Origin of the sequence: Sphingomonas limnosediminicola (assembly GCF_039537965.1) — a bacterium.
Classification (GTDB): Bacteria; Pseudomonadota; Alphaproteobacteria; order Sphingomonadales; family Sphingomonadaceae; genus Sphingomicrobium; species Sphingomicrobium limnosediminicola.
This window is the reverse complement of the sequence record NZ_BAABBM010000001.1, coordinates 802440-828851: the sequence shown is the minus strand read 5'-3', so window position 1 is coordinate 828851 and position 26412 is coordinate 802440. Positions and strand designations below refer to the sequence as shown.

29 protein-coding genes and 1 pseudogene are annotated in these 26412 nt (G+C 63.8%); 17 read left to right on the top strand and 13 right to left on the bottom strand.

The annotated features are described in order from the left end of the window. Position 1: 1 nt before the first annotated feature. Positions 2 to 751 (bottom strand): DUF2334 domain-containing protein, encoded by a 750-nt coding sequence (locus ABD704_RS04285; RefSeq protein ID WP_344698449.1) that lies wholly within the window; start codon positions 749 to 751, stop codon positions 2 to 4. A 94-nt stretch (positions 752 to 845) separates the two neighbouring features. Between ABD704_RS04285 and ABD704_RS04280 the strand changes: the two genes are divergently transcribed. Further along, a complete protein-coding gene (locus tag ABD704_RS04280; RefSeq protein WP_344698448.1) occupies positions 846 to 2075 on the top strand; it encodes a glycosyltransferase in 1230 nt (409 codons plus the stop codon). Positions 2076 to 2105: 30 nt separating this feature from the next. Here the strand turns inward: ABD704_RS04280 and ABD704_RS04275 are convergent, their stop codons facing one another. Genes ABD704_RS04275 through ABD704_RS04265 form a run of 3 tightly spaced genes read right to left on the bottom strand, consistent with a single transcriptional unit; the run spans position 2106 to position 4434 of the window. Next, positions 2106 to 3296 (bottom strand): CCA tRNA nucleotidyltransferase, encoded by a 1191-nt coding sequence (locus tag ABD704_RS04275; protein ID WP_425565390.1) that lies wholly within the window; start codon positions 3294 to 3296, stop codon positions 2106 to 2108. Beyond that, the gene (locus ABD704_RS04270) at positions 3287 to 3868 is read right to left on the bottom strand and encodes a CoA pyrophosphatase (RefSeq protein ID WP_344698446.1); all 582 of its coding nucleotides are present in this window, start codon (positions 3866 to 3868) and stop codon (positions 3287 to 3289) included. Before ABD704_RS04270 ends, ABD704_RS04275 begins: the two co-directional genes overlap by 10 nt. Further along, positions 3865 to 4434: a DUF1285 domain-containing protein gene (locus ABD704_RS04265; protein ID WP_344698445.1), complete on the bottom strand. Its 570-nt coding sequence runs from the start codon at positions 4432 to 4434 to the stop codon at positions 3865 to 3867. The genes ABD704_RS04270 and ABD704_RS04265 overlap by 4 nt, the downstream gene beginning before the upstream one ends. Positions 4435 to 4487: 53 nt before the next feature. On the opposite strand from ABD704_RS04265, the gene ABD704_RS04260 reads away from it, so the two are divergent. The 10 genes from ABD704_RS04260 to ABD704_RS04215 all read left to right on the top strand — a co-directional run bounded on the left by ABD704_RS04260 (position 4488) and on the right by ABD704_RS04215 (position 13474). After that, positions 4488 to 5222 (top strand): SDR family oxidoreductase, encoded by a 735-nt coding sequence (locus tag ABD704_RS04260; protein ID WP_344698444.1) that lies wholly within the window; start codon positions 4488 to 4490, stop codon positions 5220 to 5222. Further along, positions 5219 to 5650: a dihydroneopterin aldolase gene (locus ABD704_RS04255; protein WP_344698443.1), complete on the top strand. Its 432-nt coding sequence runs from the start codon at positions 5219 to 5221 to the stop codon at positions 5648 to 5650. The genes ABD704_RS04260 and ABD704_RS04255 overlap by 4 nt, the downstream gene beginning before the upstream one ends. A 192-nt stretch (positions 5651 to 5842) precedes the next feature. After that, positions 5843 to 6496: an energy transducer TonB gene (locus ABD704_RS04250; protein ID WP_344698442.1), complete on the top strand. Its 654-nt coding sequence runs from the start codon at positions 5843 to 5845 to the stop codon at positions 6494 to 6496. Positions 6497 to 6546: 50 nt separating this feature from the next. Beyond that, the gene (locus ABD704_RS04245) at positions 6547 to 7329 is read left to right on the top strand and encodes a MotA/TolQ/ExbB proton channel family protein (RefSeq protein WP_344698441.1); all 783 of its coding nucleotides are present in this window, start codon (positions 6547 to 6549) and stop codon (positions 7327 to 7329) included. Between the two features lie 77 nt (positions 7330 to 7406). Beyond that, positions 7407 to 7892 (top strand): ExbD/TolR family protein, encoded by a 486-nt coding sequence (locus ABD704_RS04240; RefSeq protein WP_344698440.1) that lies wholly within the window; start codon positions 7407 to 7409, stop codon positions 7890 to 7892. A gap of 18 nt (positions 7893 to 7910) precedes the next feature. Continuing rightward, on the top strand, positions 7911 to 8339 hold the full coding sequence (locus tag ABD704_RS04235; protein ID WP_344700482.1) for an ExbD/TolR family protein: 429 nt from the start codon (positions 7911 to 7913) through the stop codon (positions 8337 to 8339). Positions 8340 to 8473: 134 nt separating this feature from the next. Then, the gene (locus ABD704_RS04230) at positions 8474 to 8890 is read left to right on the top strand and encodes an ExbD/TolR family protein (protein ID WP_344698439.1); all 417 of its coding nucleotides are present in this window, start codon (positions 8474 to 8476) and stop codon (positions 8888 to 8890) included. A 51-nt stretch (positions 8891 to 8941) separates the two neighbouring features. Continuing rightward, positions 8942 to 10297, top strand: a complete 1356-nt coding sequence (gene glmU / locus ABD704_RS04225) for a bifunctional UDP-N-acetylglucosamine diphosphorylase/glucosamine-1-phosphate N-acetyltransferase GlmU (protein ID WP_344698438.1) — start codon at positions 8942 to 8944, stop codon at positions 10295 to 10297. Between the two features lie 139 nt (positions 10298 to 10436). After that, positions 10437 to 12260 (top strand): glutamine--fructose-6-phosphate transaminase (isomerizing), encoded by a 1824-nt coding sequence (glmS, locus tag ABD704_RS04220; RefSeq protein ID WP_344698437.1) that lies wholly within the window; start codon positions 10437 to 10439, stop codon positions 12258 to 12260. Beyond that, complete coding sequence (locus ABD704_RS04215) at positions 12257 to 13474, top strand: flavin monoamine oxidase family protein (protein WP_344698436.1); 1218 nt, start codon at positions 12257 to 12259, stop codon at positions 13472 to 13474. The genes glmS and ABD704_RS04215 overlap by 4 nt, the downstream gene beginning before the upstream one ends. On the opposite strand, the gene ABD704_RS04210 is transcribed toward ABD704_RS04215, so the two are convergent. Continuing rightward, a complete protein-coding gene (locus ABD704_RS04210) occupies positions 13471 to 14382 on the bottom strand; it encodes a LysR family transcriptional regulator (protein ID WP_344698435.1) in 912 nt (303 codons plus the stop codon). The two genes, ABD704_RS04215 and ABD704_RS04210, sit on opposite strands and share 4 nt — an antisense overlap. Positions 14383 to 14514: 132 nt before the next feature. Here ABD704_RS04210 and ABD704_RS04205 point away from each other — a divergent pair, with 132 nt between their 5' ends. The 3 genes and pseudogenes from ABD704_RS04205 to alr form a co-directional block, all read left to right on the top strand. Beyond that, positions 14515 to 14856, top strand: coding sequence for a UrcA family protein (locus tag ABD704_RS04205; protein WP_344698434.1), 342 nt, complete (start codon positions 14515 to 14517; stop codon positions 14854 to 14856). A gap of 81 nt (positions 14857 to 14937) precedes the next feature. Beyond that, the gene (locus ABD704_RS04200) at positions 14938 to 15312 is read left to right on the top strand and encodes a GFA family protein (RefSeq protein WP_344698433.1); all 375 of its coding nucleotides are present in this window, start codon (positions 14938 to 14940) and stop codon (positions 15310 to 15312) included. Between the two features lie 18 nt (positions 15313 to 15330). Beyond that, a pseudogene (gene alr / locus ABD704_RS04195) lies at positions 15331 to 16353 on the top strand (alanine racemase); the annotation flags it as partial. Here alr and nth read toward each other — a convergent pair. The 5 genes from nth to ABD704_RS04170 are packed head-to-tail and all read right to left on the bottom strand — an operon-like array spanning position 16238 to position 20863. Next, the gene (nth, locus tag ABD704_RS04190) at positions 16238 to 17011 is read right to left on the bottom strand and encodes an endonuclease III (RefSeq protein ID WP_344698432.1); all 774 of its coding nucleotides are present in this window, start codon (positions 17009 to 17011) and stop codon (positions 16238 to 16240) included. The pseudogene alr and the gene nth overlap by 116 nt on opposite strands. Then, on the bottom strand, positions 17008 to 18054 hold the full coding sequence (locus ABD704_RS04185) for a pyridoxal phosphate-dependent aminotransferase (RefSeq protein WP_344698431.1): 1047 nt from the start codon (positions 18052 to 18054) through the stop codon (positions 17008 to 17010). Before ABD704_RS04185 ends, nth begins: the two co-directional genes overlap by 4 nt. Positions 18055 to 18059: 5 nt before the next feature. Continuing rightward, a complete protein-coding gene (locus ABD704_RS04180; RefSeq protein ID WP_344698430.1) occupies positions 18060 to 19394 on the bottom strand; it encodes an APC family permease in 1335 nt (444 codons plus the stop codon). Then, the gene (dapB, locus tag ABD704_RS04175; RefSeq protein WP_344698429.1) at positions 19391 to 20110 is read right to left on the bottom strand and encodes a 4-hydroxy-tetrahydrodipicolinate reductase; all 720 of its coding nucleotides are present in this window, start codon (positions 20108 to 20110) and stop codon (positions 19391 to 19393) included. Before dapB ends, ABD704_RS04180 begins: the two co-directional genes overlap by 4 nt. 9 nt (positions 20111 to 20119) lie before the next feature. Further along, positions 20120 to 20863, bottom strand: a complete 744-nt coding sequence (locus tag ABD704_RS04170) for a DUF72 domain-containing protein (protein ID WP_344698428.1) — start codon at positions 20861 to 20863, stop codon at positions 20120 to 20122. Between the two features lie 26 nt (positions 20864 to 20889). Between ABD704_RS04170 and ABD704_RS04165 the strand changes: the two genes are divergently transcribed. Then, entirely contained in the window at positions 20890 to 21591 is a 702-nt protein-coding gene (locus ABD704_RS04165) for an NAD-dependent deacylase (protein ID WP_344698427.1), read from the top strand. On the opposite strand, the gene era is transcribed toward ABD704_RS04165, so the two are convergent. Genes era through lepB form a run of 3 tightly spaced genes read right to left on the bottom strand, consistent with a single transcriptional unit; the run spans position 21588 to position 24009 of the window. Beyond that, complete coding sequence (gene era / locus ABD704_RS04160; RefSeq protein WP_344698426.1) at positions 21588 to 22490, bottom strand: GTPase Era; 903 nt, start codon at positions 22488 to 22490, stop codon at positions 21588 to 21590. The genes ABD704_RS04165 and era overlap by 4 nt on opposite strands. After that, positions 22487 to 23152 (bottom strand): ribonuclease III, encoded by a 666-nt coding sequence (rnc, locus tag ABD704_RS04155; protein ID WP_344698425.1) that lies wholly within the window; start codon positions 23150 to 23152, stop codon positions 22487 to 22489. The genes era and rnc overlap by 4 nt, the downstream gene beginning before the upstream one ends. Beyond that, complete coding sequence (lepB, locus tag ABD704_RS04150) at positions 23149 to 24009, bottom strand: signal peptidase I (protein ID WP_344698424.1); 861 nt, start codon at positions 24007 to 24009, stop codon at positions 23149 to 23151. The genes rnc and lepB overlap by 4 nt, the downstream gene beginning before the upstream one ends. An 81-nt stretch (positions 24010 to 24090) precedes the next feature. On the opposite strand from lepB, the gene pgi reads away from it, so the two are divergent. Continuing rightward, on the top strand, positions 24091 to 25575 hold the full coding sequence (gene pgi / locus ABD704_RS04145) for a glucose-6-phosphate isomerase (protein WP_344698423.1): 1485 nt from the start codon (positions 24091 to 24093) through the stop codon (positions 25573 to 25575). Between the two features lie 23 nt (positions 25576 to 25598). Then, complete coding sequence (locus tag ABD704_RS04140) at positions 25599 to 26402, top strand: pepsin/retropepsin-like aspartic protease family protein (protein WP_344698422.1); 804 nt, start codon at positions 25599 to 25601, stop codon at positions 26400 to 26402. Positions 26403 to 26412 lie beyond the last annotated feature (10 nt).

The following is a 26412-nucleotide window of genomic DNA, read 5'->3' as shown; positions in this document are numbered from 1 at the left end:
CTTAGTCCAGCAAGTCGGCGTAGCGGGCAGCGCGGCGGTTTCGCGCTGCGTGATTGAAAGTCGCCTCGATGCTTCGGATGAGAAGCGGGTGACGCACGTCGGGCGGATGGACGCCGACGCGAAGGGTTTGCAGCGGCGCATGTCTGAGCGCTCCCGCCGCTAGCAATGACGAGGCCAAGCGCGCGCGCGTTCGGCTGGCCCAGGTAATAACTGGGCCCGACGCCAGCTTCCGCCGGGTCGCCGGCGACCAGACCCGGAAGTGATCCTCAGCAAGCGCAAACTGCGCCTCCTCGAGCGCCTCGAGCGCGCCTGGCCCGTAAAGCCAGGCGGGTGCGATGAAGCCCGCGACGGCACGCCCTGTGATATCTTCGATAACTTTTCGACCTTCGGCGATGCGAACTGATGCCTCCTCAAGCGAGAGGCCGAGGAATTCTCCTTCGCCCCCGGTCATGAAGCGCGACTTCAGCCTCGCGGACCGGGTTTGGTGGCGCGCCTGGTCGCGATGATAGAAGCCGTGCAGGAATATCTCCGACCCCGCGTCCGCCCAGTCCCGCAGGCGCGACGCGAATGGCGAACCGGCAACGATCGGCGCGTTGCCCCAATGGTTCGGTACGACGAGCATGGCGATACGGTAGCCGACGTGCGGCGATAGAAGATCGCGCAGGCTGTCCACCTCGCTCTCGAAGCGCGGGGAGACGTCGTGGATGGATGCCAGCAGCAAGCGTTCCCATGACCGTACCATGATCGCCATTTGCGACCGCGCCGACTTCTGCGCCAGCGCAATGAGGCTCCATTAACAAAGCTTCACTTGAGCTTCATGGGCGGCGACGCTGTTGTCCGGCGCCATGCGGATCGTCGACGTGTGTGCATTCTATACGCCGGCCGGCGGTGGCGTTCGGACCTATGTCGATGCGAAGCTGAGATCCGCCGCGCGCTTCGGACATGAAATGATCGTCGTTGCGCCTGGCGAGAGTCATCAGATCGTGAGCCGCGGCCCCGGCGCGGTGCTGGTCACCATTCCCTCGCCCAAGCTGCCCGTCGACGGGCGCTATCGCTATTTCAATGACGAAGCCGCGCTTCATCGGGTGCTCGATCAGTGGCAGCCGGATCATGTGGAGGCGTCGTCGCCCTGGTCGAGCGCGACGATGGTCGGGCGCTGGCAGGGTTCGGCAAGCCGTTCGCTCGTCATGCATTCGGACCCCCTTGCGGCCTATGCCTATCGTTGGCTCGGCGGATTTGCGTCGGTCGGAACGATCGACCGCTGCTTCAGCAGGTTCTGGCGGCACTTGCGGGGTCTCGGCCGGATGTTCGACGTGGTCGTTTGCGCCAATGCGCAGCTGTCTTCGCGGCTCCGCTCAGGTGGCGTCGAAAATAGCGAAACGCTGCCGATGGGCGTCGAGGCGGGCATCTTTTCGCCCAAGTTGCGATCCTCCGCGCTGAGAACCCTTGCGCTTCAGTCGCTCAGCCTCGAGGAAGATGCGCTCCTGCTCGTCGGCGTCGGGCGCTTCTCGGCGGAAAAACGCTGGGACATGGTCATGCGCGCGGTCGGCGAATGCGCGTTGCGCCATCAGATCGGCCTGTTGATCATTGGCGATGGTCCGAAGCGGCAGAAGTTGGAACTTTTGGCCGAGCGGCTGCCGGGTGTGGGCGTCGTCCCGCGTCTGTCGGACCGGAGCGAACTCGCTCGCCTGCTCGCCAGCACCGACGCGTTGATCCACGGTTGCGAGGCGGAGACCTTCTGCATGGTCGCGGCCGAAGCGCGGGCAAGCGGCATTCCGCTGATCGTGCCGGATCGCGGCGCCGCCGTGGACCAGCTCGTTCCGGGTGCAGGCGTTTCCTACCAGGCCGCAAGCGAGCGGGCGCTTGAACAGGCGATCGAGCGCTTCCTGGAACGCGGTCCGGAACTGCAACGAGCAGCCGCCGCCCGCGCCAGCACGGTGCGGTCAATGGACATGCATTTCGCGGAACTGTTCGAACGGTATGCACGGATCTCGTCCGCGCCGACCTATCAGCAGGCGCTGGCGGGAACGATAGAGCCGACGATTGCGGAGGTTGCGCTGGCGGCAGGCGGCTGACCTTCGTCGCAGATCATTGGTCGCCTCTGCTTATTGCGCGGCCGCGATAGCGTCGCTCACGATCTCTTGAAATTCGGCGCCGGTGGGGAATCCGGCAGCCAGCCAGCGGTCCTCGATCTGTCTCAATGTCCTGGCGACGATTGGTCCCGCGGGGACACCGCGCTCTATCAGCGCGCCGCCACCAATCGGCAGCCGAGGCACGTGCCAGGAGGAAATCTCCTTGGCCGCGGCTGCCTGGCCGCCAAGCAGCAGCCGGTCTACCGCGCATTCGATCCCGATCCGATATGATAACGCCCGTGGTGTCTGGCTAAGATCGTCGACCGCAGCGCAGGCAAGTCTCTTCCGTGCCTTGTTCGACAGCCTCAGCCGGACGCCGATTGCGTCGGCAATCGCCGGATCGCGGGGCAGCAGCGCGGCCAGCCTTCGCAAGGCATCCGGAGCGATATCTACCGCCTGCTCGGAAGCGATGAGCGCTTGCAGGTCGATTAGGCGAGCAGGCTCTATCTCGGGAAGGACTGGTTTCAGGATCGAGCGGTCGAGCATGACCTTCACGGTAGGGCTCGGGTCCGGAACGCCGAGAAGCTTCACGAGCTCGTCGGCGATACGCTCGCGTGATAGTGCCATCAGGTCATTGGCACGGTCGGTGCAGGCATCGAGCGCCGCCGAATCCATACGCCCGCTTCCGAAACGCGCGTGGAAGCGGAAAAATCGCAGGATGCGCAGATGGTCTTCGGCAATGCGCTGAAGCGGGTCGCCGATGAAGCGAATGTGGCGATGCTGCAGGTCGTCGAGCCCGCCGAAATAATCGAAGACTTCGCCGGTCTGTGGATCGGCGGAGAGAGCGTTGATCGTGAAGTCGCGGCGGGCGGCGTCCTCCTGCCAGTCGTCGGTAAAGGCGACCGTTGCGCGCCTCCCGTCCGTCGAGACGTCGCGCCGAAGCGTCGTGATCTCGACCACGCGGCCGTCGCTGACTGCGGTAATCGTGCCGTGCTCGATCCCGGTCGGCACCGCCTTGATGCGCGCTGCTTCCAGCCTCTTCACGACTTCGTCTGGTTCGATGCGGGTGGCCAGGTCGACGTCGTTGACGGGGAGGCCAAGAAGCTCGTCGCGCACGGCGCCCCCGACATAGCGCGTCAGCCCCTCCTCGGCGCCGAGGGCTTTGAGCAGGCGCCCCATCCCACGCCGCTTGCGCCATTTCGCGACGTCCAGCGTCAGCTCCACTGCAGGCGGCGAGACAGGTTGACGATCATCGCGGCCGTCGCGCCCCAGATCCTGCGTCCTTCCCACATGATTTCGTAATAGTGGCGTTCCTGCCCCTGGAACAATGCGCTGCGGTAAAGCTGGTTGGCCGGGTTGAGCAAGTGAGCGAGCGGCGCTTCGAACCAGTCGGCGACTTCATGCTCGTGCGGGGTGAGCGGCAGATCGGGCGGGACCACGCCGATCACCGGGGTGACGACGTAGCCCGTTACGGTGCGATAAGGCTCGATGGCGCCGGCCAGGTCCACAGCTTGAGGGTCGAGGAGAAGCTCTTCGTGCGCCTCGCGCAAGGCGGCCGACTGTGGATCTTCGCCAGCGTCAATTCGGCCGCCGGGGAAAGCGACCTGGCCGGCGTGGGTCCGCATGTGCTCGCGCCGGACCGTCAGGATGACACCGGGATCGGAACGGTCGGTGATCCCGACGAGAACCGCTGCTGGTACGCTGGCCGTCGCCCTCAATTCGGGAAAATCGCCTTCGAGAGGCTGTTCATTCGTGGGGGAGGCTAGTGCCGCGCGGAGGCGGTCGGCGAGGGTCATTCGCCGGCCTCGAGCGGGAAGAAGGTGCCGTTGCTCCAAACGCCGGGCGGCTGATTGCCTTCCGCTAGGGCGATCTCGGCAAGTTCGTAATAGACCGGCCGTGCGAGTTCCGCTTCCAGGCCATGGCGCACGGCGACCCGTGGCGAGAGGCCGTACTCTTCCTGGAGAATAGCCAGCGGATGATCCTTATCGAGCATTACCAAGTCGCCCGTGTCGAGCAGGAAGGCGATTCGGCGTCCTTCTCTTTCGCCCTCGCTTCGCATTTCGATCGCCCGGAACGCTGTCGAATCGACGTCGATGTCGAGTTTCTCGACCGGCGTGACGAGAACATGGCGGCCATCTTTCTCTCGCCGGAGCACGGTGGCGAAGAGCCGAGCCATCGCCGGCCGGCCAATGGGCGAACCCTCGTGATACCAGGTCCCGTCGCGTGCAATGCGCATGGCGGAATGACCGCACCGCTCCGGAGTCCACTGCTCGACCGGCGGCAACCGGCGCTCGGCGGCCAGCTTTTGGAGATGGGCGAGGCTCAGGCCTCGTAGCTCGATGGGTGGGCGGCTCTCGGGCATTGCGGCGTCCATTGGATTGCTTCGTCCTCTCGCTCAAGGCAGGAGTCGCCGTGATGGCCGCAAATCGAACCGCAATCGTGACAGGTGCCGGCAAGCGCGTCGGTGCCGATATCGCGCGCGCGCTTCTGGACAGCGGCTGGTCGGTCGTCGCGCATGTGCACCACCCGGACGACGACGTGCCGGCAGGCGCGGTCAAGGTTGTGGCCGACCTTCAGTCGCTGGATTGCGCAGAGACGATATTCGAAGCCGCTGCGGGGCTGTCGCAAGTCCGGATGCTGGTAAATAACGCCGCGCGTTTTGCCTGGGATGGGTTCGGTGAGTTCAGCGCGGAGGAGTTCGACGCGCACTCAGCGGTAAACGCTCGCGCACCGGCGCTACTTACAGAGGAGTTCGCGCGACAGCATTCGGCCGGGGACGATGGCCTCGTCGTGAACATGCTCGATTCGAAGCTCGCCGCGCCGAACCCGGATTACCTCAGCTACACTTTGTCCAAGGCCGCGCTCGCGAGCTTCACGGAGCTTGCTGCACGCGCGCTTGCGGTCAGAGGCATCCGAGTCAATGCGATTGCGCCCGGCCTGATGCTTCGGTCGAGCGGTCAGACCGAAGAGAATTTCCGCGCCATGCATTCGAACAACCCCCTGCATCGGGGCGTCGGATCTCGGGACGTGATCGACGCGATCGCATATCTGGCCGAGGCGCGATGTATTACCGGCCAAACTCTGGTGATCGACTCAGGCCAGCGATTCACGGGTCTCGAACGCGACGTGCAATTTCTGGGGGACCGATGAGCGAAATTGGACTTGAAGGACTCGTGCCGCGCCAGCTCGGCGTGCGTTCGGCGCGCATCGTCCTCGATTCGCTCGAAGTGCAGGCGGATATCGGATTTCACGATTTCGAAGTTGGAAGCCCGCAGCGGCTCGTGGTTACCATAGAGATTTGGCTGGAAGACGCCGACTTGCCACATGGGGACGACCCGGCGCGCGCATGGAATTACGACTTCCTTCGTACCGAGGTGCAGGAGATTGCGTCGGCCCGGCGCTACAATCTTCAGGAGACCCTGGCGCACGCAATCTTCGATCGTATCGCCGCCTTCCACGGCGTCGCGGCGCTGCGCCTGAGCATGGCGAAGCCGGACATCTATCCGGAAGCGAAGGGAGTCGGAATCGAAATCGCCTCGTTCGACGGTCTTTGGCCCGACATGGGACATCGTGGTTAATGGCATCAAGGTTTCAGGCCTTGCGGATGTGGAACAAATCCATTGCGCGGCCTTTGAGGCAGATATAAGGAAGCGCCCTTGCGCCGATGATATGTTGATACATCGGTCAAAATTTCGAAGGCAGGGCGCGCGTCCGAACGCTCAGTCTGACAGTGGCAGATGCCACGGCGTGTCGAGGAGAAGTGCGGCTTAATGTCTTACGCCCAACGCAAAGAAATTAGCGGCAATCGGACCATGGCGATCATCTTCGTGGTCCTGATCCAATTCGCTTTGGGTTACGCGATCGTCACCGGTCTCGCCTATAATGTGATCAAGAAGGCCGCTCAGGATCTCAAGACGTTCGACGTCGAAGAGCAGCCGCCGCCGCCCGAGCAGCCCCCGCCACCGCCGAAGGACATGCCAAAGGTCCCGCCGCCGCCGATGACTCCGCCACCGCTGGTGCGGATGAATGCGCCGGAACCACCGATCGCGGTCGTCGAATCGCCGGTGATCCCGCCGGTTGCTCCTCCGGTCATGGCCCCGCCGCGGCCGGCGCCGCCGCCGGCGCCTCGGCAGTCGCAGGCACGAAGCCTGACCGGCAGCCTTCAGGGACTGTTCTCCGGCGACGACTATCCGCCCAGCGCGCTCGACAATAACGAGCAGGGATCGGTGACCGTGTCGCTGACGATTGGCCCGAGTGGGCGTGTCACCGGCTGCACCCCCTCTGGCAGTGCGTCGTCGACGCTGAAGCAGGCTACGTGCCGGATCGTGAGTTCTCGCGCCCGGTTCAGCCCGGCGCAGGACGAAAACGGCAATCCGACGTCGAGCACCTACTCGCAGACGATTCGCTGGCAAATCGCAGAATAAAGAACAGAATTTCAGCTATTTAAGACCGTTTCGAAAAGGAAAGCACAGCAATGCAAGCAGCACCCGCAGCCGCAGCCGCAGGCGAAAACCCCTATGGTCTGGTCCCCGCTCTGCAGCAGGGCGGCATCATCGCCATTTCCGTGTTCGCCATCCTCGTCCTGATGTCGATCTTCTCCTTCTACATCCTCTTCACCAAGCTGATGCAGCAGCAGAAGATCATCAGCCAGGGCCGCAAGGTCCGCTCGAGTTTCTGGAACTCGCCGAACCTCCGCGACGCCGCGACCAAACTCGAGTCGAAGAGCGCCTATCGCGCGATTGTCGACGACGCGCTCCTGGCGCAGGACCAGCACGGAAAGCTGACCGATCCGATCGACCAGCATGACTGGATGGGCAACAGTTTGGCACGCAGCCAGGGCGCCATTAGCGCTCGTCTCGGTGAAGGCCTCGCCTTCCTCGCGACCGTCGGTTCGACGGCGCCGTTCATCGGTCTGTTCGGTACCGTGGTCGGCATCTACCGCGCGCTCATCAAGATCGGTGCGTCGGGCCAGGCATCGATCGACGCCGTCGCCGGCCCGGTCGGTGAAGCTCTCATCATGACCGCGCTCGGCCTTGTCGTCGCGGTTCCGGCCGTGCTTGCGTACAACTGGCTCGTTCGCCGCAACAAGTCGATCATGGAGGACCTCGCGGCCTTCACGAACGACCTTCACGGCTACCTGATGTCGAACGGTGCGGTGAAGCCGCGCCTCGACGGTGGCACGCCAAAGGGCGGAACGCCGACCCGCGCAGCTACCGCTCCGAGCGAGCCAGTGCGCACGCCGACTCCGGCCAAGTAATCGCAGTTCGGGGGTCCGGACCGGCATTGCTGGCCGGACCCAAAATCGAACTGAAGTAGAAGGAAGAGATCGGCCCGATGGCAGGATCAACAATTTCCGAAAGCGAAGACGAAGCCCTGTCGGACATCAACGTCGTTCCGTTGACTGACGTCATGCTGGTGCTTCTGATCGTCTTCCTAATCACCACCCAGGTGATCAAGCAGGCAATCCCGATCAAGTTGCCGAATGTTCGCTACGAACCGACGATGACCAAGCCCGAGAACGTCTCGCTGACTGTTCGCAGCGGCCCTGGGGGTACGTGCGAGGTTTATTGGGGCGTGACGAGGGTCACCCAGAAAGAGCTTCTCGATCGCTCGGTGTCGAAGCTCGAAAATCTCATCAAGGCCGTCGGCGGCGTTCAGAATGTCAACGAAGAGAATATGCCGGAAGCGCATATCCGCGGTGACGTGAACACGCAGTACAAGTGCATCGGCGCTGCGATCATCACCATGCAGCAGGCTGGTTTCCAGCGTGTCGGCTTCATTTCCGAGCCGCCGCCGCTGACCGGCTACCGGTCCGAATAGGAGTTCTTCGCCATGTCAATGCAGACCACCAGCGACAATTCTGATGGCGAGCCTATGCTGGATATGAACGTGACGCCGCTCATCGACGTCATGCTCGTTCTCCTGATCATGTTCATCATTACCATTCCGATCCAGACGCACGCCGTGAAGCTGGACCTGCCGGTCAACCAGCAGAACAATCCGCCGCCGCCGATCGACCCGGTGAAGAACAACGTCACCGTGACGGCGAAGGACCAGGTTCTGTGGAACGGCAATCCCGTCACGATGGATCAACTGCGCCAGTATCTCGACGTCACGCAGCAGATGAACCCGGTCCCCGAGCTTCACCTGCAGCCCGACGCGACGGCTCGCTATGAGATCGTGGACGAGGTGCTTGCCGTCACCAAGCGGGCGCACGTCCAGAAGATGGGCTTCGTCGGCAACGAATATTATATGAACGTCTTCTAAGCTCACGCTTGAAGAATCCCACGAGGGCGGTCCCGATGGGGCCGCCCTTTTCTTTTGGTCTATTGCCGAATGAGGACTCTCCCCAAACTTCGCATTCGAAGTTATGATGTAACATTCAAACGAGGAGGTCAGCCATGATCACGCATGCGGTTCAGCCCGATCAAAGCCCGATGATGGAGATGAACACGACACCTCTCATCGACGTGCTGCTCGTCCTCCTCGTCATGTTGATCATCACCATCCCACTCCAGACGCACTCCATGAAGCTGGACCTTCCCGGTCCCGGACCTGTGCCCAAGGTGCAACCGATTAGAAACTTGCTGGAGATCACATCCGCCGGCGCAATGCTCTGGAACAGCCAGCCGATCACGCGGGATGCCCTTCGCTACGATCTTCGGCAGTCACAGCAGATGAAGGAGATACCCGAACTACACTTCCGGCCAGCCGCCGAAGCGCGCTACGCGGTCGTCGCGGAAGCGCTCGGCATTATCGAGAGCGAGAACGTGCGCAAGGTCGGCTTCGTCGGCAACGAGGCTTACGCCCGCTGGTAGGAGACGCTCGGTACTGGCGCTCCGCCGGGCGTCATGCCATTGCTCCGCGCAATGAACGATCAGCGCCGTTTCGCCGTCATCATCCTTGCGGCCGGTCAGGGCACGCGCATGCGCTCCGACACGCACAAGGTGCTCCATCCGATCGCGAGCCGCCCGCTGCTGCTCCACCTGCTCGACAGCGTCGACGCGCTCGGCGCGGACGAGCGCGTGGTCGTGGTCGGCAAGGGCCGCGAGCAGGTCGAGGCCGCAATCGAGGGCCGCGGCGTGGCGACAGCCATCCAGGCCGAGCAGAAGGGCACAGGCCATGCCGTGCAGCAGGCGCAGACCGCGCTCGCAGGTTACGATGGGCCGGTCGTCATCCTTTACGGTGATACGCCCTTCGTGGAGACCGCGACGCTCCGTCGCATGCTCGACCGTCTCGATGGCGAGGACGGACCGGGCATCGTCGTGCTTGCCTCGTCGCCCGCCGATCCGCTCAACTATGGGCGAGTGATCCTCGGCGAGGGCGACCGCATCGCCAAGATGGTCGAATATAAGGACGCGACCGAAGAGGAGCGCGCCGTTCGTCTGTGCAATTCGGGTATGATGGCGGTTCGGTCAGGCGACTTGTTCCGTTGGCTTAGCCAGGTCAGCAACGACAATGCCGCGGGCGAATATTATCTGCCGGACATCGTCAACATTGCCGCCGCCGAAGGTCGCGAGGCGGTGGTGATCGAGGGCGATCCGTACGAGACCGCCGGCGTAAACAGCCGCGCCGAGCTTGCGCACCTTGAGCTGGAGTGGCAGCGCCGCCGCCGCGAGACGGCGCTTCACGAAGGCGCGACGCTGATCGACCCCGAAAGCGTCTGGTTCGCTTATGACACGAAGCTTGGCCGCGACGTCACGGTCGAACCTCACGTGGTGTTTGGCCCGGGCGTCGAGATCGCCGACGGCGCCGCCATCCATGCCTTCAGCCATATCGAGGGCGCGATCGTCGGCGCAAAGGCAAGCATCGGCCCCTTCGCGCGGATCCGTCCGGGGACACGGCTCGGCGAGCGAACGAAAGTAGGCAACTTTGTCGAGCTCAAGAAGGCCGACGTTGCCGAGGGAGCGAAGGTCAATCACCTCTCCTATGTCGGCGACGCGGACGTGGGCGCGCGCGCCAACATCGGCGCGGGGACGATCACCTGCAATTACGACGGCTATGGCAAGTATCGCACGACGATCGGCGTCGGTACGTTTATCGGTTCCAACACCGCGCTCGTGGCCCCTGTGAAGATCGGCGATGGCGCGATCGTGGGCGCCGGTTCCGTTATCACTCGCGATGTGGAAGCAGACAGCCTCGCCGTCGAGCGCAACGAGCAGAAGGGCATCGCCGGCTGGGCCCGCCGCTTCCGCGAACGCATGACCCGCAAGGCGGCGGAGTAGAAGTCATTTGGGGCCGGGGGGCTTCCCCGCCTTTCAAACGGCAGGCAGTCGCTGTTGCGGAAGAAGGCGCTTTCGGTTGTCTTCTAATCCGTCTAGCCGCTGGTCCTGTTTCAGCCGCTGGGGTCATTGCAGGCAGTCTATGTGTGGAATCGTTGGAATCGTCGGAAAGAGCGACGTCGCTCAGCGGCTGTTCGATGGCCTCAAGCGCCTGGAATATCGCGGTTATGATTCCGCCGGTATCTGCACGATCGACCACGGCGAGCTCGTCCGCCGCCGCGCGGAAGGCAAGCTCGACAATCTCGCAAGGGAGCTGCAGGCCGATCCGCTGCACGGGATCGTCGGTATCGCCCATACGCGCTGGGCGACTCACGGTGCGCCGACGGTCGGCAACGCGCACCCGCACATCGTTGGCAGCGTCGCGCTGGTGCACAATGGCATCATCGAGAACTTTAAGCCGCTTCGCGACGAACTGATCGCGCAGGGGCGCAAGTTCGAGAGCGAAACAGACACGGAAGTCGTCGGCCATCTCGTCGCGCGGGAGGTCGAGGGCGGAGCGTCGCCGCAGGATGCGGTGGCCGCGGTGCTTCCCCGTCTCCAGGGCGCCTTCGCGATCGCCTTCCTGTTCCGAGACGATCCTGACCTGCTGATTGCCGCACGCATGGGTGCGCCGCTGACGGTCGGTTACGGCGACGGGGAAAACTACCTGGGGTCGGACGCGATCGCAGTGGCGCCGTGGACGCAGCGGATTGCTTACCTCGACGAGGGCGATTGGGCAGTGGTCCGTCGCGAGGGCATCGAAATCTACGACCGCAACAACCAGCCGGTCGAACGCGAAATCGTCCAGTCGGGCGCTTCGTCGGCACCGGTCGAGAAAGGCAATTACCGCCACTATATGCAGAAGGAGATCTTCGAGCAGCCGATCGTGGTTGCGCAGACTCTCCAGACCTATGTCCGTCCGTTCGAGGGTGAGGTCGCGCTGCCAGTCGTTGACGCGGACCTGCAGGCCGTGAACCGCCTGACGATCGTCGCCTGCGGCACCAGCTTTTACGCGGGTCTGGTCGCCAAATATTGGGTCGAGCAATTCGCGCGCGTGCCGGTCGATATCGATGTCGCGAGTGAGTTCCGGTATCGCGAGCCGGTGCTCGAGCCGGGCGGATTGGCGCTTTTCATCAGTCAGTCGGGCGAGACCGCGGATACGCTCGCCGCGCTGCGTCACGCGCGGTCGCAGCAGCAGCGGATCGCCGTGGTGGTCAACGTTCCGACCAGCTCGATGGCGCGCGAAGCCGACCTGCTGTTTCCCACGCACGCCGGGCCGGAGATCGGGGTCGCGTCGACCAAGGCTTTCACTTGCCAGTTGGCGGTGTTGGCGGCCCTCGCTGCCAACCTTGCGCGTGCGAAGGGCCGGCTGACGCGTGAAGAGGAGCAGGAAATCGTCGGGCATCTGCAGGAAGCGCCGGCCGCGCTGAACGCGGCGCTCAACCATGATGAGGACATTGCCGCGATGGCGCACCTCATCGCGCCGGCCCGCGATGTGCTCTACCTCGGCCGCGGACCGGACTTCCCGATGGCAATGGAAGGCGCGCTGAAGCTCAAGGAGATCAGCTATATCCACGCCGAGGGCTATGCCGCCGGCGAGATGAAGCATGGGCCGATCGCGCTGATCGACGACAATGTGCCGGTGATCGTAATCGCGCCGTCAGGCCCGCTATTTGAGAAGACTGTCAGCAACATGCAGGAGGTCCGCGCGCGCGGCGGCAAGATCGTCCTCATCAGCGACGCGAAGGGTATCGAGGAGGCGGGCGAGGGCTGCATGGCGACGATCGAAATGCCTGCTGTCCATCCGCTGATCGCGCCGCTTGTCTACGCGGTGCCGGTGCAGCTGCTTGCTTATCACGTGGCGGTGCTGAAGGGCACCGACGTCGACCAACCCCGCAACCTTGCGAAGAGCGTCACGGTCGAGTGAGCTCAGTTCGCGGGCTCGTCATCGTCGGCGGCGGCGCGGCGGGGATTGGCGCTGCGACTGAGGCAAAAACGCGAGGCGTCGATGCGCTGATCGTCGAGTCCAGCAATCGGCTTGGCGGGCGAGCGCATTCGATCGACTGGAACGGTTATCGCCTCGATCTCGGCTGTTCATGGATGCACTCGGCGGAACGCAACAGCCTGCGCGTCGAGGCCGAGCGGTTGGGTTTCGAGATCGACCGCAACCCGACCGGGTGGTTCGGTCAATATCGCGATCTTGGATTTGCGCCCGATGAGCAGAAGGCGGCGGGGGAAGCTTTTGCGGCGCTGGAAGTGAGAATGGCTTCCCATCCGCCAGCGAGCGACCGGGCGTCCGACGCTCTGGAAGCAGGAAATCCGTGGAACGCTTGGCTCGACGTGCTGAGCGGCTACATCAACGGCGCGCCGCTCGATCAGGTGTCGGTCGCGGATTGGCTTGCCTACGACAATGCGTCGACGGACCAGAACTGGCGGCTGCCACAAAGCTATGGTTCGTTGCTGGCAACGCTGGGAGCTCGTTTTGAGCATTGGCTGGCGACCCCGGTAACTGCCGTAAGCAGGCTCCCAGACGCTGTTCGAGTTTCGACGAACGAAGGCGTGATCGAGGCGGAGCGGGTGATCGTCACGGTGCCGACTTCGGTGCTGGATCGCATTCGCTTCGACCCGCTGTTCGAGGGTTTGCTGGAGGCTGCCGCGAACCTGCCGCTTGGTGTGGCGGACAAGCTGCTCCTGTCGCTGGACGATCCGGAGGAGTTTCCGCACGGCGCGCATTTGCTCGGTAATCCGAGAAAGTCGGAGACGGGGAGCTATTTCATTCGGTCGCTGGGCATGCCCATCATTGAAGGCTTTTTCGGTGGCAATGGCGCGCGGGCTATAGAAGACTTGGGCGATGAGGGGGCCGCAGCGTTCGCGGCGGACGAGCTTGCTGCGTTGCTCGGAAACGGCATCCGCAAGCGTCTTAAGTTTATTGCTGTGTCGCGCTGGGCGCATGAGCCCTGGATCGGCGGCAGCTACAGCCACGCGCTACCCGGCCGGACCGCCGCCCGCCAGGTCCTTGCCGAGCCCGCGGACGATCGTCTCGCCTTCGCCGGCGAGGCTGTGAGCAATGAAGATTATTCCACGGCCCACGGTGCGTTCGACAGCGGGCGCGCGGCGGTGCGGCGACTGTTTCTCGCCTAGGCCGCGGCGCGCTTTTCTTCCAGCTGCCGCACCAGCTTGCTCAGGCGGTCGTAGACGAAATCGATGACAGTGCGGACGCGCGGCGTGTGGCGACAGCGTTCGTGGGTGAAGAGCCACAGCATCCGGCCATGTTCGGTGCGCGGCGGCAAGCAGCGGATGAGGTCAGGATCGGAATCGGCGACGATGCAGGGAAGCACTGCGATCCCGAAGCCTGAACGGACGCCCGACAGCAGGCCGCCCGAGGTCGCATGATGCATTGCCACCTGGCTCTCCAGGCCCAGCGTCTTCAGCCATGCCTGATAGTGGATCCACAGGTTCCCGCCGCCACCGCCGATGAACGGATGGTTCTTGAGCTCGGCTCGGTTGCGCGGGACGCCGTGGCGCGCGGCGTAGTCCCGGCTGCAATAGAGCGTCCAATCGTCGATGCAGAGCTGGCGCCCCACGAGGCCCGCGGGCTGGCCGTCGTTCTTCGTGCTCCGCAGCGAAATGTCCGCCTCGCCCGCGCCAAGGTCGCGTACCTGCTGGCTGGTGTCGAGTTCAAGAACGATCTCGGGATGGCGCTCGTGCAGCTCCCGCATAATCGGAGCGAGTAGGGTGATTGCGTAAACCTCTTCGGTAGTCAGCTTCACCGTCCCGCGAAGATCGCGGGATTGCGCCGACGCTGCTTCACCGAAGCCGTTGGCCGACGTTTCGACTCGCTGGGCGTGCCCGAGCAGTTCGTGGCCGGCTGGCGTCAGGCTGTATCCTGCCTGGCGTTTTTCGAAGAGCGGCAGGCCGAGCGCGCTCTCCAGTGCGGCGATGCGGCGGGCGACGGTGGTCTGGCTCGTCCGCAGGCCCCGCGCGGCGGCGAGCGTGCTCCCCTCGCGCGCAACGGCGATGAAGTAGCGAAGGTCGTTCCAGTCGAACATCGGCCTGAAGTTGAGCCCAAAGCTCTCGCGTGAGCGTTCTGCAATTCTGCAGAATGATAGCACGACATTGTTGCTGCCGCGCGAGGAAATTCGGGACTATCTGGTCGGTCGCACTTCAACTGGAGGCGACCGATGAAACAGACTCTCAAGATCATCGCCGTGTCGGCGCTTGCCACGGCAGCACTTCTCAAGGGCCTCCCCGTGCTGGCCGAACCGGCGCAGGGGCAGAACGTCACGATCGTTAGCACCGCCGATCTCGATCTTTCCACGACAGCCGGGCGCGCCGCGCTCGATCACCGCCTGGTCACCGCGGCAAAGGAGGTTTGCGGCTATGCGTCCGACGTTGACCTCGTTGGAAAAAACCAGGTCCGCGCTTGCCGGATCAGGGTGCTCGCGGAAGCACGCGCGAATGGCGAAACGCTCCTCGCGAGTAAGAACAGCAGCAACACGATCCTGATCGCCGCGAGCCGCTAAGCTCTCGCGATAAAAGACCGTCGGGCTCCCCCTGGCGGCCTTCTTCTTGCCCACCGTCCGCGCGCCATCTACGGGCGCGGCATGAAAGTCGCCGGCGGATGTCATTGCGGATCGGTCCGCTTCGAAGCCGAATTGCCCGCGGAGCCCGTTCCGGCGCTCGACTGCAATTGCTCGGTATGTCGGATGACGGGCTTTCTTCATCTGATGGTCCCGCATGACGAGTTCGAGCTGGTGTCGGGTGACGACGATCTCGTCAGCTACCGCTTCGGAAGCGGCACGGCGGAGCATCTGTTCTGCGGCCGCTGCGGCGTGAAAAGCTTCTACCAGCCTAGATCCCATCCTGACGCTTGGAGCGTCAACGCGCATTGCCTCGATCAGGCGGTTGAGCTTGCAATCGAACCGTTCGACGGCGCGAACTGGGAACAAGCGAAGGCTGAACTCGACGGGCGCAAATAGCGCGGTTACGGCGCGACCATGCATCATCCGCTGCGCCTGACCATCGACCGCTCGGCCATCCAGGCGAACTGGCGCTGGCTGCAAGAGCGCGCGGGAGTAGCGGCCGGGGCGGCGGTAAAGGCTGACGGATACGGTCTCGGCGCTGGGGAAGCGACGAAAGCACTGTTTGACGCCGGATGCCGCGATTTCTTCGTCTCGACGTGGGCCGAGGCCGAGCAGCTTGGCGGTCTGCCAAGCGATGCGAGCCTGGTCGTGCTCCACGGCGTTGGGCCGAACGATGCCGATGCGGCGCTTGGGTTGAGAGCACGGCCGTGCCTCAATACGGCTGAGCAGGTCGCTCGTTGGGAACAGATCGCGCCCGGCCGCGCATGCGACGTGATGATCGACACGGGCATGAATCGGCTTGGCCTTCGCCCCAACGAGATCGACCTGCTCGATGGCCTAGCGATCGACACGCTGCACAGCCACCTTGCCTGTGCCGACGAGGATGATCCCTTGAATGAGATGCAGCTGGAGCGCTTCCGCGTGGTGGCATCTGCCGTGCAGGCGAAGCGCTACAGTTTTGCGAACTCGGCCGGTATTTGCCTCGGCCGGGATTACAGCTTTGACCTCGTGAGGCCGGGTATCGCGCTCTGCGGCGGCGTTCCGCGCGAAGAGGCGGCGAACAATATCCGGCAGGTGGTGCGCATCGAGGCGCAGATCGTGCAGCGGCGTACAATTCCGGAGGGCGAAAGCTGCGGCTACGGCGCGACTTTCTTGGCGCAGGAGAACACGGAAGCAGCGATCCTCAACGTCGGCTACGCCGACGGCTACCTTCGCGGCTTTTCATCGCACGGCAGCGCCTTTGCCGGAGAATTCTCGCTGCCTGTCTTGGGTCGAGTGTCGATGGACCTGCTGGCCGTCGGCTGCGACGCAGTGCCGGGCCTCAAGGAAGGCGATTGGGTCGAGATCGACTACGATTTGCCGTCGGCTTCGAAACAGTCCGGGCTTTCGCAATACGAGCTGCTGACTTGCCTTGGCGAGCGGTTCGAGCGGCGCTGGATTTAGCCTTCGCTCGCTCCTCCGGGGCAAGCGTCTTCGGCTTGTAGCGGCAGAGGTCGATCACAGGGCAGCGCCAGCATTCCGGCAGCCGCGCCTTGCAGGTGTAACGGCCGTGTAGAATCAGCCAGTGATGCGCATCGCGCCGGAAAGGCTGCGGAACGATCTTCTCGAGCTTGGTCTCTACCTCATCCGGTGTCTTACCCGGCGCGAGGCCGGTGCGGTTGCAGACGCGGAAGACATGCGTGTCGACGGCGAACGTCTCCTCGCCGAAGGCGGTGTTGAGCACGACGTTCGCGGTCTTACGGCCAACACCGGACAGCGCCTGCAGTTGCTCGCGGGTCCGAGGCACCTCGCCATTGTATTGATCGATCAGCGCCTGGCTGAGTGCGATGACGTTCTTCGCCTTGGTGTTGAACAGGCCGATCGTCTTGATGGCCTCGCGCACGCGATCTTCCCCTAACTCAACCATCTGCCGCGGCGTTTTCGTGTGCGCGAACAGGGGCCGCGTGGCGAGGTTGACGCCGGCGTCCGTCGCCTGCGCCGAAAGCACGACAGCGACGAGTAAAGTATAAGGGTTGCTGTACTCTAGCTCCGTCGTTGGCGCGGGGTTCGCCTCGGCCAGGCGGCGGAAGAATTCGAAGACTTGGTCGCGGTTCATTTGAGGTCGTCCAGCCCGCGCCCGAGGCGGATCAGTGCCTCCGCGAAGATCTCCGCTGGGATGCCGAAGCCGACGCGGAAGTGGTCGGGCATTTCGAACCAGCGGCCGGGGACGACCGCCGCTTCGTAGTGCCGGCGCAGATGATTATCGAGGCGCTGCGTGTCGCCGCCATCCCAACGTGGAAAGGCCGTGATGCAATGTTCGGCCGGTGCGCATTGGAGATCGTCGCGACTGACGAGAAATTCGTTGAATAGTTGCCGGTTGCGATTGAGCAGCGCCGGCGTCTCGCCGATCACCTGGCCGAGATTGTCGAAGGCAATGCAGCCCAGCCGCTCTGCCTGATGCGCCTGATTAACGCCGAACAGGTCGTTGAGGCGCCACATCCGCTCCGCAAGCTCGGGTTCGGCAAGGATCCAGCCGCAGCGAAGGCCACTCAGGCCGTAGACCTTCGTCAGGCTGTTTGTGACGATGAACTCGGGTCCAAGGTGGACCGCACTCTGTGCCGAGGCGGCATCCAGATAGACCTCATCGATCAAGACGCGGGCGCCGAGCTGGCCGATTGCGCGGAGCTCCGGATCGCCCGCCAGCGCGCCGCTCGGGTTATGGAGGTTGGTGAGAACGATAAGGCGGGTGCGCTCCGACATGGCGCCGCGCACAATGCGTGGATCGAGGCGAAATGCGTCCGCGGGCTTGCGCTCGAACCGCTTGATGTCGGCGCCAAGGAAGGAAGCCGCGCCAAGCAGAGGCTCATACGTGGGATGCTCGATCAGCACCTCGTCGCCGGGCGAGATCAGCGTCGCCATGGCGAGGAAGTTTGCCATGGAGGTGCCGTCTGCGGAAACGACTTGCTCGATCGGCACACCGTAGCGCGCCGCAATCCATTCTCGCAGCGGTGCGTAGCGAGGGTGGCTTGCGCCGTCGAGGTCCAGGTCGGCGACCGACCAGTCAAGCGCATCCATGCGGAAGTGCGGCACTTCACTCGAAGTCAGCTGATATCGCACGGGCTGCTTGAACTTGGCCCAGTGCATGTAGTCCGACTGCATGCTCCTCATACGGACGCAACTCGGTTCTTCCGCTGCCAATAGAGGCAGGCGGGGACGCCGGCAGCAAGAATCGCGTAGCCGATCAGGCTGTTAACTGGATTGTTGATAACCGTCGCGACGACCGTGACGATGCAGGCTACAACGAACAGCCCGGTCGAGAGGGGGTGAAGCGGCGCGCTGAAGCTCGATGATCGGCCTGCGTCGCGGCAGCGGAAGATGAAGAGGGCGGCTCCGGTCAGGCCAAAGAAGATGAAGTCGACCGACACGACGTAGCTCAGGATCTGGCCGTAGGTGCCGGACAGCGCGATGGCGATCGCGGCGGCGCCTTGAAGGATAATTGCAACGGCCGGCACGCGTGTGATGTGGTTCACCTTGGCCACCTGACGGAAGAAAAGCCCGTCTTCCGCCATTGCGAAATAGACGCGGGGCGCAGTCAGCATGCCCTGGCTCAGGAAGCCGAGAGTCGAGATTGCGATCCCAAGCGCGATCAGGGTGGCGCCCCGGCTGCCCAGCGCAAGGCGCATGACGTCACTGGCGGGCGTTTTCGATGCGCCGAGACCCTGGGCGCCGAGGGCGTGAACGCAGACGAAGGCAACGAGGCAGTAAAGCAGGATCACACCCATCACGCCGAACAGCAGTCCACGCGCAAGGTCGCGCTGCGGATTGCGCATCTCGCCCGCGCAGAAGCTCGCGGTCTGCCAGCCGCCGTAGGCGAACATCACGGGCGTCAGCGCAGCGCCGATCGCGGTCAGGGATGTGCCGCTGATTGCCGGCCGTTCGGAGGCGCCAATTGCGTGCTCCGGGATAAGCCACCAGCCGACGACCACCAGCATTGCGATGGCCGCTATCTTCAGCACCATCAGCCCGCTTTGGACGTTGCTGCCCGAGCGCACGCCGAAGCAATTGATCAAAGTCAGCAGGGTCAACGCTGATACGCCAATCACGCTATCCGGCAGGCCCGAATGGGCGAGATCGTTGAAGTAGCGGGCGAAGGTGATTGCGACGGCGGCCATACCGCCCGACTGGATCACCAGCAGTAGCGCCCAGCCATAGAGAAAGGCCGGCATTGGCCCGTAGGCATCGCGAAGATAAGCGTACTGGCCGCCGACTTCCGGCCGCCGGGCCGCGAGCTCGGCGTACACGAAGGAAGCTGCCAGCGCGACAATGCCGCCGAGCACCCATACGCCGACGATCCACATGGGATCGTAAACGTGACGAGCGACCTCGGCTGGATTGACGAAGATCCCGGCACCGATGATGCCGCCCATCACCAGCATCGTCGCGTCGAACGGGCCGAGGCGGCGGGCGAGGCCCTGCGAATTCACCTCGCCGTCGCTCACAGGCTGCCGATGACGTCCCGCATCGTGTAGAGGCCGGCCGGCTTGCCGAAGAGGAAGGCTGCGGCGGCAAGGGCACCGCGCGCAAAGATCATCCGGCTGTCGGCGCGATGAGCGAGCTCGATACGTTCACCCTCGGTGGCGAGGATGACGACATGTTCTCCCGCGACGGAGCCGCCGCGTAGGGAAGCGTAACCGATAGTGCCGGGCTCGCGGGCATGAGGATGCTCACTGATGCGATCGAAGCGGCTCAAGTCCTGCAGCGTGGCCCCGCGTCCTTTGGCGGCGGATTGACCGAGCATCAGCGCCGTTCCGGACGGCGCATCGACCTTGTTGCGGTGGTGCATCTCCAGGATCTCGATGTCCCAGTCAGGCCCCAGTCGGGCGGTCGCCTGCTCGACTAGGTCCTTTAGCACGTTAACCCCTAGCGACGTGTTCGGGGCGTAGATGACGGCCACACGCTTGGCCGCGTCTTCGATCATGGCATGATGCTCGGGTTGCAGGCCCGTTGTGCCAACCAGGATTGGAACGCCCGCGGAGATCGCCCGGTCGAGACTGGAACGCAGCGCATCCGGCGCCGAAAAATCGACGAGGATGTCGGCGTGATCCTGGTCGATCGCAAAACGGCCGTCGTCAGCGACCGCGTTCGCAATAGCCTTCCCCATCCGGCCGTTCGGCGCGATGAGACTGATGCGGATCGGCAGGTCGGGGTCGCGCATGCGCTACGGTTAGCGAAGGCGTTCTTGCAGCGCCAGCGCCGCGGCGGGCGCACGAACTTTGGCGCCGTTGATCAGGAACAAATAGGCGTCGCCCTTCGCCTGCCAGGCTCGCGCTCGTTTGGCGATGTCGTCGAGCGCCGCGTCGTCGTAACCGGTGACGATGTGCTCATTCATCCGCTGCAGCCGGGCGTAGGTGAAGTCGGCGGTATCGGCGTCGATCAGCGGATACTTGGCCGAATCTTCGAAAACGACCGCGATGCTGCGCGCCCGGCAAAGGTCGAAGAACTTCTCGTCGCGGAAGCTTTCGTTGCGCGGTTCGATGGCGTGGCGAAGTTCGAGACCGTCGAGCATTTGCGGAAGCAGGTCGATAAAGCCGGCGATGTCGTCACGGTCGAACGTCCGGTGGTCCGCAAATTGCCAGAGGATCGGACCGAGCTTGTTGCCGAGGCAGGCAAAGCCCTGCGCGAAGAAGTTGCCGATCCCCTCGGCCCCTTCGCACAGGTTTCTGCGCGTCACGCAAAAGCGCGACCCCTTGATCGCGAACTGGAAGCCGTCCGGCGCTACTTTCGCCCAGTTTTCCCAGCTCTTCGGCTTTTGCCGGCCGTAGAAGGTCGCGTTGATCTCGATCGCCGACATCGCCTGCGTCGCGTATTCGAGCTCTCTCGATTGGGGCAGTTTGTCGGGGTAGAATACGCCGCGCCATGGCGCATAGGTCCAACCGCCAATACCGATACGGATGCTGCCTTCGCTCATCGCAATTTGCTCACTAGGGTGGGCGGATGGGCATCTGCAACATCGTCATTCTCACCGGGGCCGGCGTTTCTGCTGAAAGCGGGCTCGCGACCTTCCGCGGGCCGGACGGCCTTTGGGAAGGTCATCGGGTCGAGGATGTCTGCACGCCCGAGGCCTATCTGCGCGACCCGGCGCTGGTGCACCAGTTCTACGATGCCCGCCGGAGGAAGCTCGGCACGGTCCAGCCGAATCCGGCGCATGAAGCGCTTGCGAGGCTCGACATCGAATGGCCCGGCGAGCTCTTGCTGGTGACGCAGAATGTCGATGATTTGCATGAGCGCGCGGGCTCGAAGCGTCTGGTCCATATGCATGGTGAGCTAGTTAAGGGCTGGTGCCTTGCTTGTGATGAGCGGTTCGAATGGGCGGGGGTAATGGGGCAAGCGGCTCGCTGCCCAGCGTGCGCGACGGAAGGACAGGTTCGCCCCGACATCGTCTGGTTCGGCGAGATGCCTTACGAGATGGAGCGGATCGAGGAGGCGGTGCGGCAATGTGACCTGTTCGTGTCGATCGGCACTTCCGGCGCGGTCTATCCAGCCGCCGGCTTCGTTCAGACCGCGCGCGATTGTGGCGCGACCACGCTGGAGGTGAACCTGGAGCCGAGCCTCGGCAGCTATCTTTTCGACGAGAGCCGGACTGGTCCGGCGAGCGTGCTCGTTCCCCAATGGGTCGAGGAATTGCTGACCGCTTAGTCGGCCCACTCCAGGCCGATTTCGCGATAGAGGCCGCGGTCCTCGTCCCAGCGCGGATTCACTTTGACGTGCAGGAAAAGGTGCACCGGGCGGCCGAGATGCTTCGCGATCTCTTCGCGCGCACCAGCGCCGATCGCCTTCAGACGCTGTCCGCCTTTGCCGATGACGATCGCCTTCTGACTGTCTCGCGCGACGAGGATTTGCTGGCGGATCGAGGTCGACCCGTCCGGCCGGTCCTCCCACGTCTCCGTCTCGACTGCGGTCGCGTAAGGCAATTCCTGGTGGAGTTGGTTGACGATCTGCTCTCGAGTCAGCTCCGCGGCGATCATGCGATCGGTGGCGTCGGAGACTTCGTCCTCCGGATATAGCCATGGGCCGGCGGGCATGGCGTCCACAAGCGCGCATTTGACGTCAGCGACGCCGTCGCCCTGCGCGGCGCTGATCATAAATACGCTGTCCGGCTTGAGTTTCGCCGTGAGGTCCATCGACAAGGCGAGGAGCGCCGGCTTTTTCACCAAATCGATTTTGTTGAGGACGAGCAGGAGAGGGTGCTGCCGTTCGCCCAGGGACTCGACGATCCGTCTCACCGCGCTGTTCATGCCCGTCGCGGCATCAATCACTAGCAGGATGACATCGGCGTCTTGTGCGCCAGCCCAGGCTGCCGCAACCATGGCGCGGTCGAGCCGCCGGCGAGGCTCGAAAATTCCGGGTGTGTCGACCAGCAGGATCTGTGCATGACCATCGATCGCGATCCCCATCAGCCGAGCGCGCGTGGTCTGCGCCTTCGGGCTGACGATCGCGACCTTCTGACCGACGAGCGCGTTGACGAGCGTCGATTTGCCGGCGTTGGGCGCGCCGATGACGGCGACGAACCCCGCGCGAGTTTCCGGTTCACTCATTTCAACTGAGCCAAAAGGGCTTCCGCGGCCGCTGTTTCCGCTTCCTGCTTGCTCGAACCGTCAGCCGACGCTTCGCCGAGTTTGTTCACTGATACGCGGATGGTGAATTTGGGCGCATGGTGGGCGCCCGTGCGACCAACCAATTCATAAACGGGCGGCTTGCAGCCCTTGGCCGCTGCCAATTCCTGAAGTTCCGACTTGGGATGCTGAGGGGCGCGGCGCTGGCTTGTTAGATCCGGCTCCCAGAGCTTGAGGATAAAACGCTCTGCAGCCTCAATGCCGCCATCGATGAAGAGCGCGCCAATCAGTGCCTCGACCACGTCGCCGACAACGTTCTCGCTCTGGCTCGCGCCATCCTCGCGCGCCTGCTTGCCGAGGCGAATGAGCGCGGGAACACCGATTTCTCGCCCGTTAGACGCACATGTCTCGCGGTCGACAAGACCATTGTAGCGCTTGGACAGACTGCCCTCGGGCTCGTTCGGGTATCGACGATACAGCGCAGTCGCGATCACCATGCCCAGTATTCGGTCGCCGAGAAATTCGAGCCGCTCGTAGCTGTCGCGCCCGACGCTTGAGTGGGTTAAGGCCAGCTCGAAAAGACTCAGGTTCTTGGGCTCGTGCCCAAGCTGGTCGCGGACGAAAGCGGCCACGTCGCCCGTCATTCCGCGTCCCCCGAATAGCCATTGCCGATCCGATCGATCCGCAACGCGCTGAACCAGGTCCATGGCTTCCAGTAGGTGGCGCCTCCGTCAGTCGACCAGAAGGTGACCGTCGCGCGGCCGATAATGTTTTCGACTGGGACCATCCCGACTCCACCGGTGACGGGATCAAAGCGGCTGTCGGCGCTGTCGTCGCGGTTGTCGCCCATCAGGAAGACGTGGCCGGCAGGAACCTTCGTTGCCGGAAATTCGTCGGCTAACCCTTCGGTCTGGTCGAGCGTGGTGTAACTCGGTCCCCCGGGGAGCGTTTCGCGGAACGCCGGATAGATGCAGTACATACGATCGCCGACCCCAGCGGTTAGCGGCGAGGCTGGCGGGACGACCTTGCAGGGCGTGTTGGCGCTCATCGGTAGATTATACGGGCGAAGCGCGACGCGCGGCAGCGGGCGGCCGTTGAGGATCACCTGGCCGCCGCGAAGTTCGATCGTGTCACCGGGCAGCCCGATCACGCGCTTGATGAGGTCGTTACTTTCCACAGGATGGCGGAAGACGACGACGTCGCCGCGCTTCGGTAGGTGCTCGAACAGGCGGCCGTCGAACGAGGGAATTCCCCATGGGAAGCTGTAGCGCGAGTAGCCGTAAGGCCATTTCGCGACCATCAGATAGTCGCCGATGTAAAGCGTCGGCAGCATCGATCCCGATGGAATGCTGAAGGGCGCGACGACGAAGCTTCGGAGCGCCCACGCAAGCAGCGCCAGCGTCAGGATGAAGCGCGCAATGCCGAGCGTGCCATTGTCCGCTCGCTCGCTCGGAGCGGCGTCGGCCTGAATTGGGCCGCGGGGCATGGCAGGCCGGCGCATCGCTGTCGCTTGTGTCCGCCTAGCAGCGTTAAGGTCAAGCCGGGGTGGCATTTGCCGGTGCCGTCATTATGTGCCCGAGCAATGCCCGATCAGCCGCAAACCCCAACTCCGACCCTGTCCCAGCTTTTCGACGCCGAGCCGGACCGGCTGAGCAGGCTAAGTCTCGAAGCGGCCGGGCTCTATTTCGACCTGTCGAAGACGCATCTGGATCACGCGCTGATCCAGGCCGGCATCGAACGCGCCGACCGCATGGGCTTCGACACAGCGCGCGATGCTTTGTTTACGGGTGATGTCGTCAATGCGAGCGAAGGCCGTCCCGCCACGCATGTCGCGGAGCGCGGGAGCGGTGCGCCAGAAGATGTCGACCTTGCGACGGTGCGGCGGCAACGGATGCGAGCACTGGTGGATGCGATCGAGGCGGGGGCGTTCGGCGACATTACCGGCGTGCTTCATATCGGAATTGGCGGGTCGGTGCTCGGCCCGGCCTTGCTTGTCGATGCACTTGGCCGGCGATCCTCGCGGCTGACCGTCCGATTCTTGTCCAACATCGACGGCGCGGCTTTCGATGAAGCGGTCAAGCCGCTCGATCCGGCGACGACACTCGTCGTTGTGGCTTCGAAAACGTTCACGACCCAGGAAACGCTCGCCAATTTCGAAGCCGCTCGCGGCTGGCTTCGGAGCGCGGGCGTTGCCGACCCTGACGGGCAGGTAATCGCCGTGACCGCGAAGCCCGACGCGGCGCTCGAAACCGGAATTGATGAAAGCCGTATCCTGCAGTTCGGCGAGGGCGTCGGGGGCCGCTATTCGCTGTGGAGCTCGGTTGGCGTCACCGCAGCGCTCGCGCTCGGCTGGGACGCTTTTGAGGAGCTCCTCGAAGGCGCCGCCGAAATGGATCGCCACTTCCGCTTTGCCGACGCCGAGGCGAACATGCCGCTGCTCGCGGCCTTCGCGGACCGGCACTATGTCGAGGACCGCGGATGCCAGGGCCGAGGCGTCTTCGCTTATGACGAGCGCCTGCGACTCCTTCCTTCCTACCTGCAGCAGCTGGAAATGGAGTCGAACGGCAAATCGGTGACCAAGGAGGGCAAGCCGATCCACCATCCGACCGCGCCGATCACTTGGGGCGGCACTGGCACCGACGCGCAGCACGCAGTCTTTCAATTGCTTCACCAGGGCACTGTCATCACTCCGGTTGAGTTCATTGCGGTGCGCGATGCGGAAGACGACCAGGATCCGGAGCATCATCGCCTACTACTACTCAACGCGTTCGCGCAGGGTGCCGCGTTGATGCAAGGCAAAGCGAGCGAGGATCCGCAACGTGCCTATTCCGGCAATCGCCCAAGCTCGACGATCCTGCTTGAGAAGCTCGATCCTCGCTCATTGGGTGCGCTGATCGCCTTCTACGAGCATCGTACATTCGCGAATGCGGCGCTGCTCGGGATCAACCCTTTCGACCAGTTCGGAGTAGAACTGGGAAAGCAGATTGCGCGCCAACTCGCGGATGATGCTGACACGGAGAGCCTTGATCCATCCACACGCGCGTTGATCAAGCGGGCCGGCGTCTGATGCGTCTGGCTGCTCTCGGCGCCATGATTCTTGTGGCCGCTCCCGCAGCGGCAGATCCGCTTGTCTTCGACAATGGGCGCTTATTCATTACCGCCCAGGTCAACGGTCTCACGACAGAAGCGCTGCTCGACAGCGCGGCGGAAGCGTCGCTTATCGACCCGGTTTTTGCAGCGAAGGCGAAGCTGGCCGAGGGTGCAGCCCAGACGATTCGCGGTTCCGGCGGCGGGGCGAAGGCCCGAGTTGTCGAAGGTGTGATGGTCGAAGCGCTGGGTCTGACGCTCCATCCCGAAGCCGTGGTTGTGACGGACCTCTCCGAGCTCTCCCGACGGCTGATCAAGCGACCCACGCAAGTCGTGATCGGCCGCGAGTTGTTCGATGCGGCGCGACTGCGGGTGGATATCGGCCGGAGGGAAGCGATCGTCGTCAACTCCGCCGGCGAGCCGAAAGGGCAGCGGCTCTCCCTGACAAAGGTGCATGGCGTTGAAGCGATCGAAGTCGTCGCGAGCGGCGTTACCGGCCAGGCGGAGGTCGACCTCGGCAATGGCAGCGGCCTGCTTATCTCCCGTTCTTTCGCGAACAAGCTGAAGCTGAAGACGATCGGCAGGAAGCCGGGCGGCGGTATCGGCGGCGAAGTGCAGCGCGATCTCGTCCGCCTCGCCAGCCTCGATGTTGCTGGGAAGCGCTATCGCGACCTGGTTGCGGCCGTCGACGACCAGCCGACCGCCAGCGATCTCAATATCGGGACCTCGATCCTCAAGGACTTTGTGCTCACGACCGATTTCAGCCAACGCGCGGTCTGGCTCGATCCTGCTGTACAGGGGCGCTGAATGATTGCCA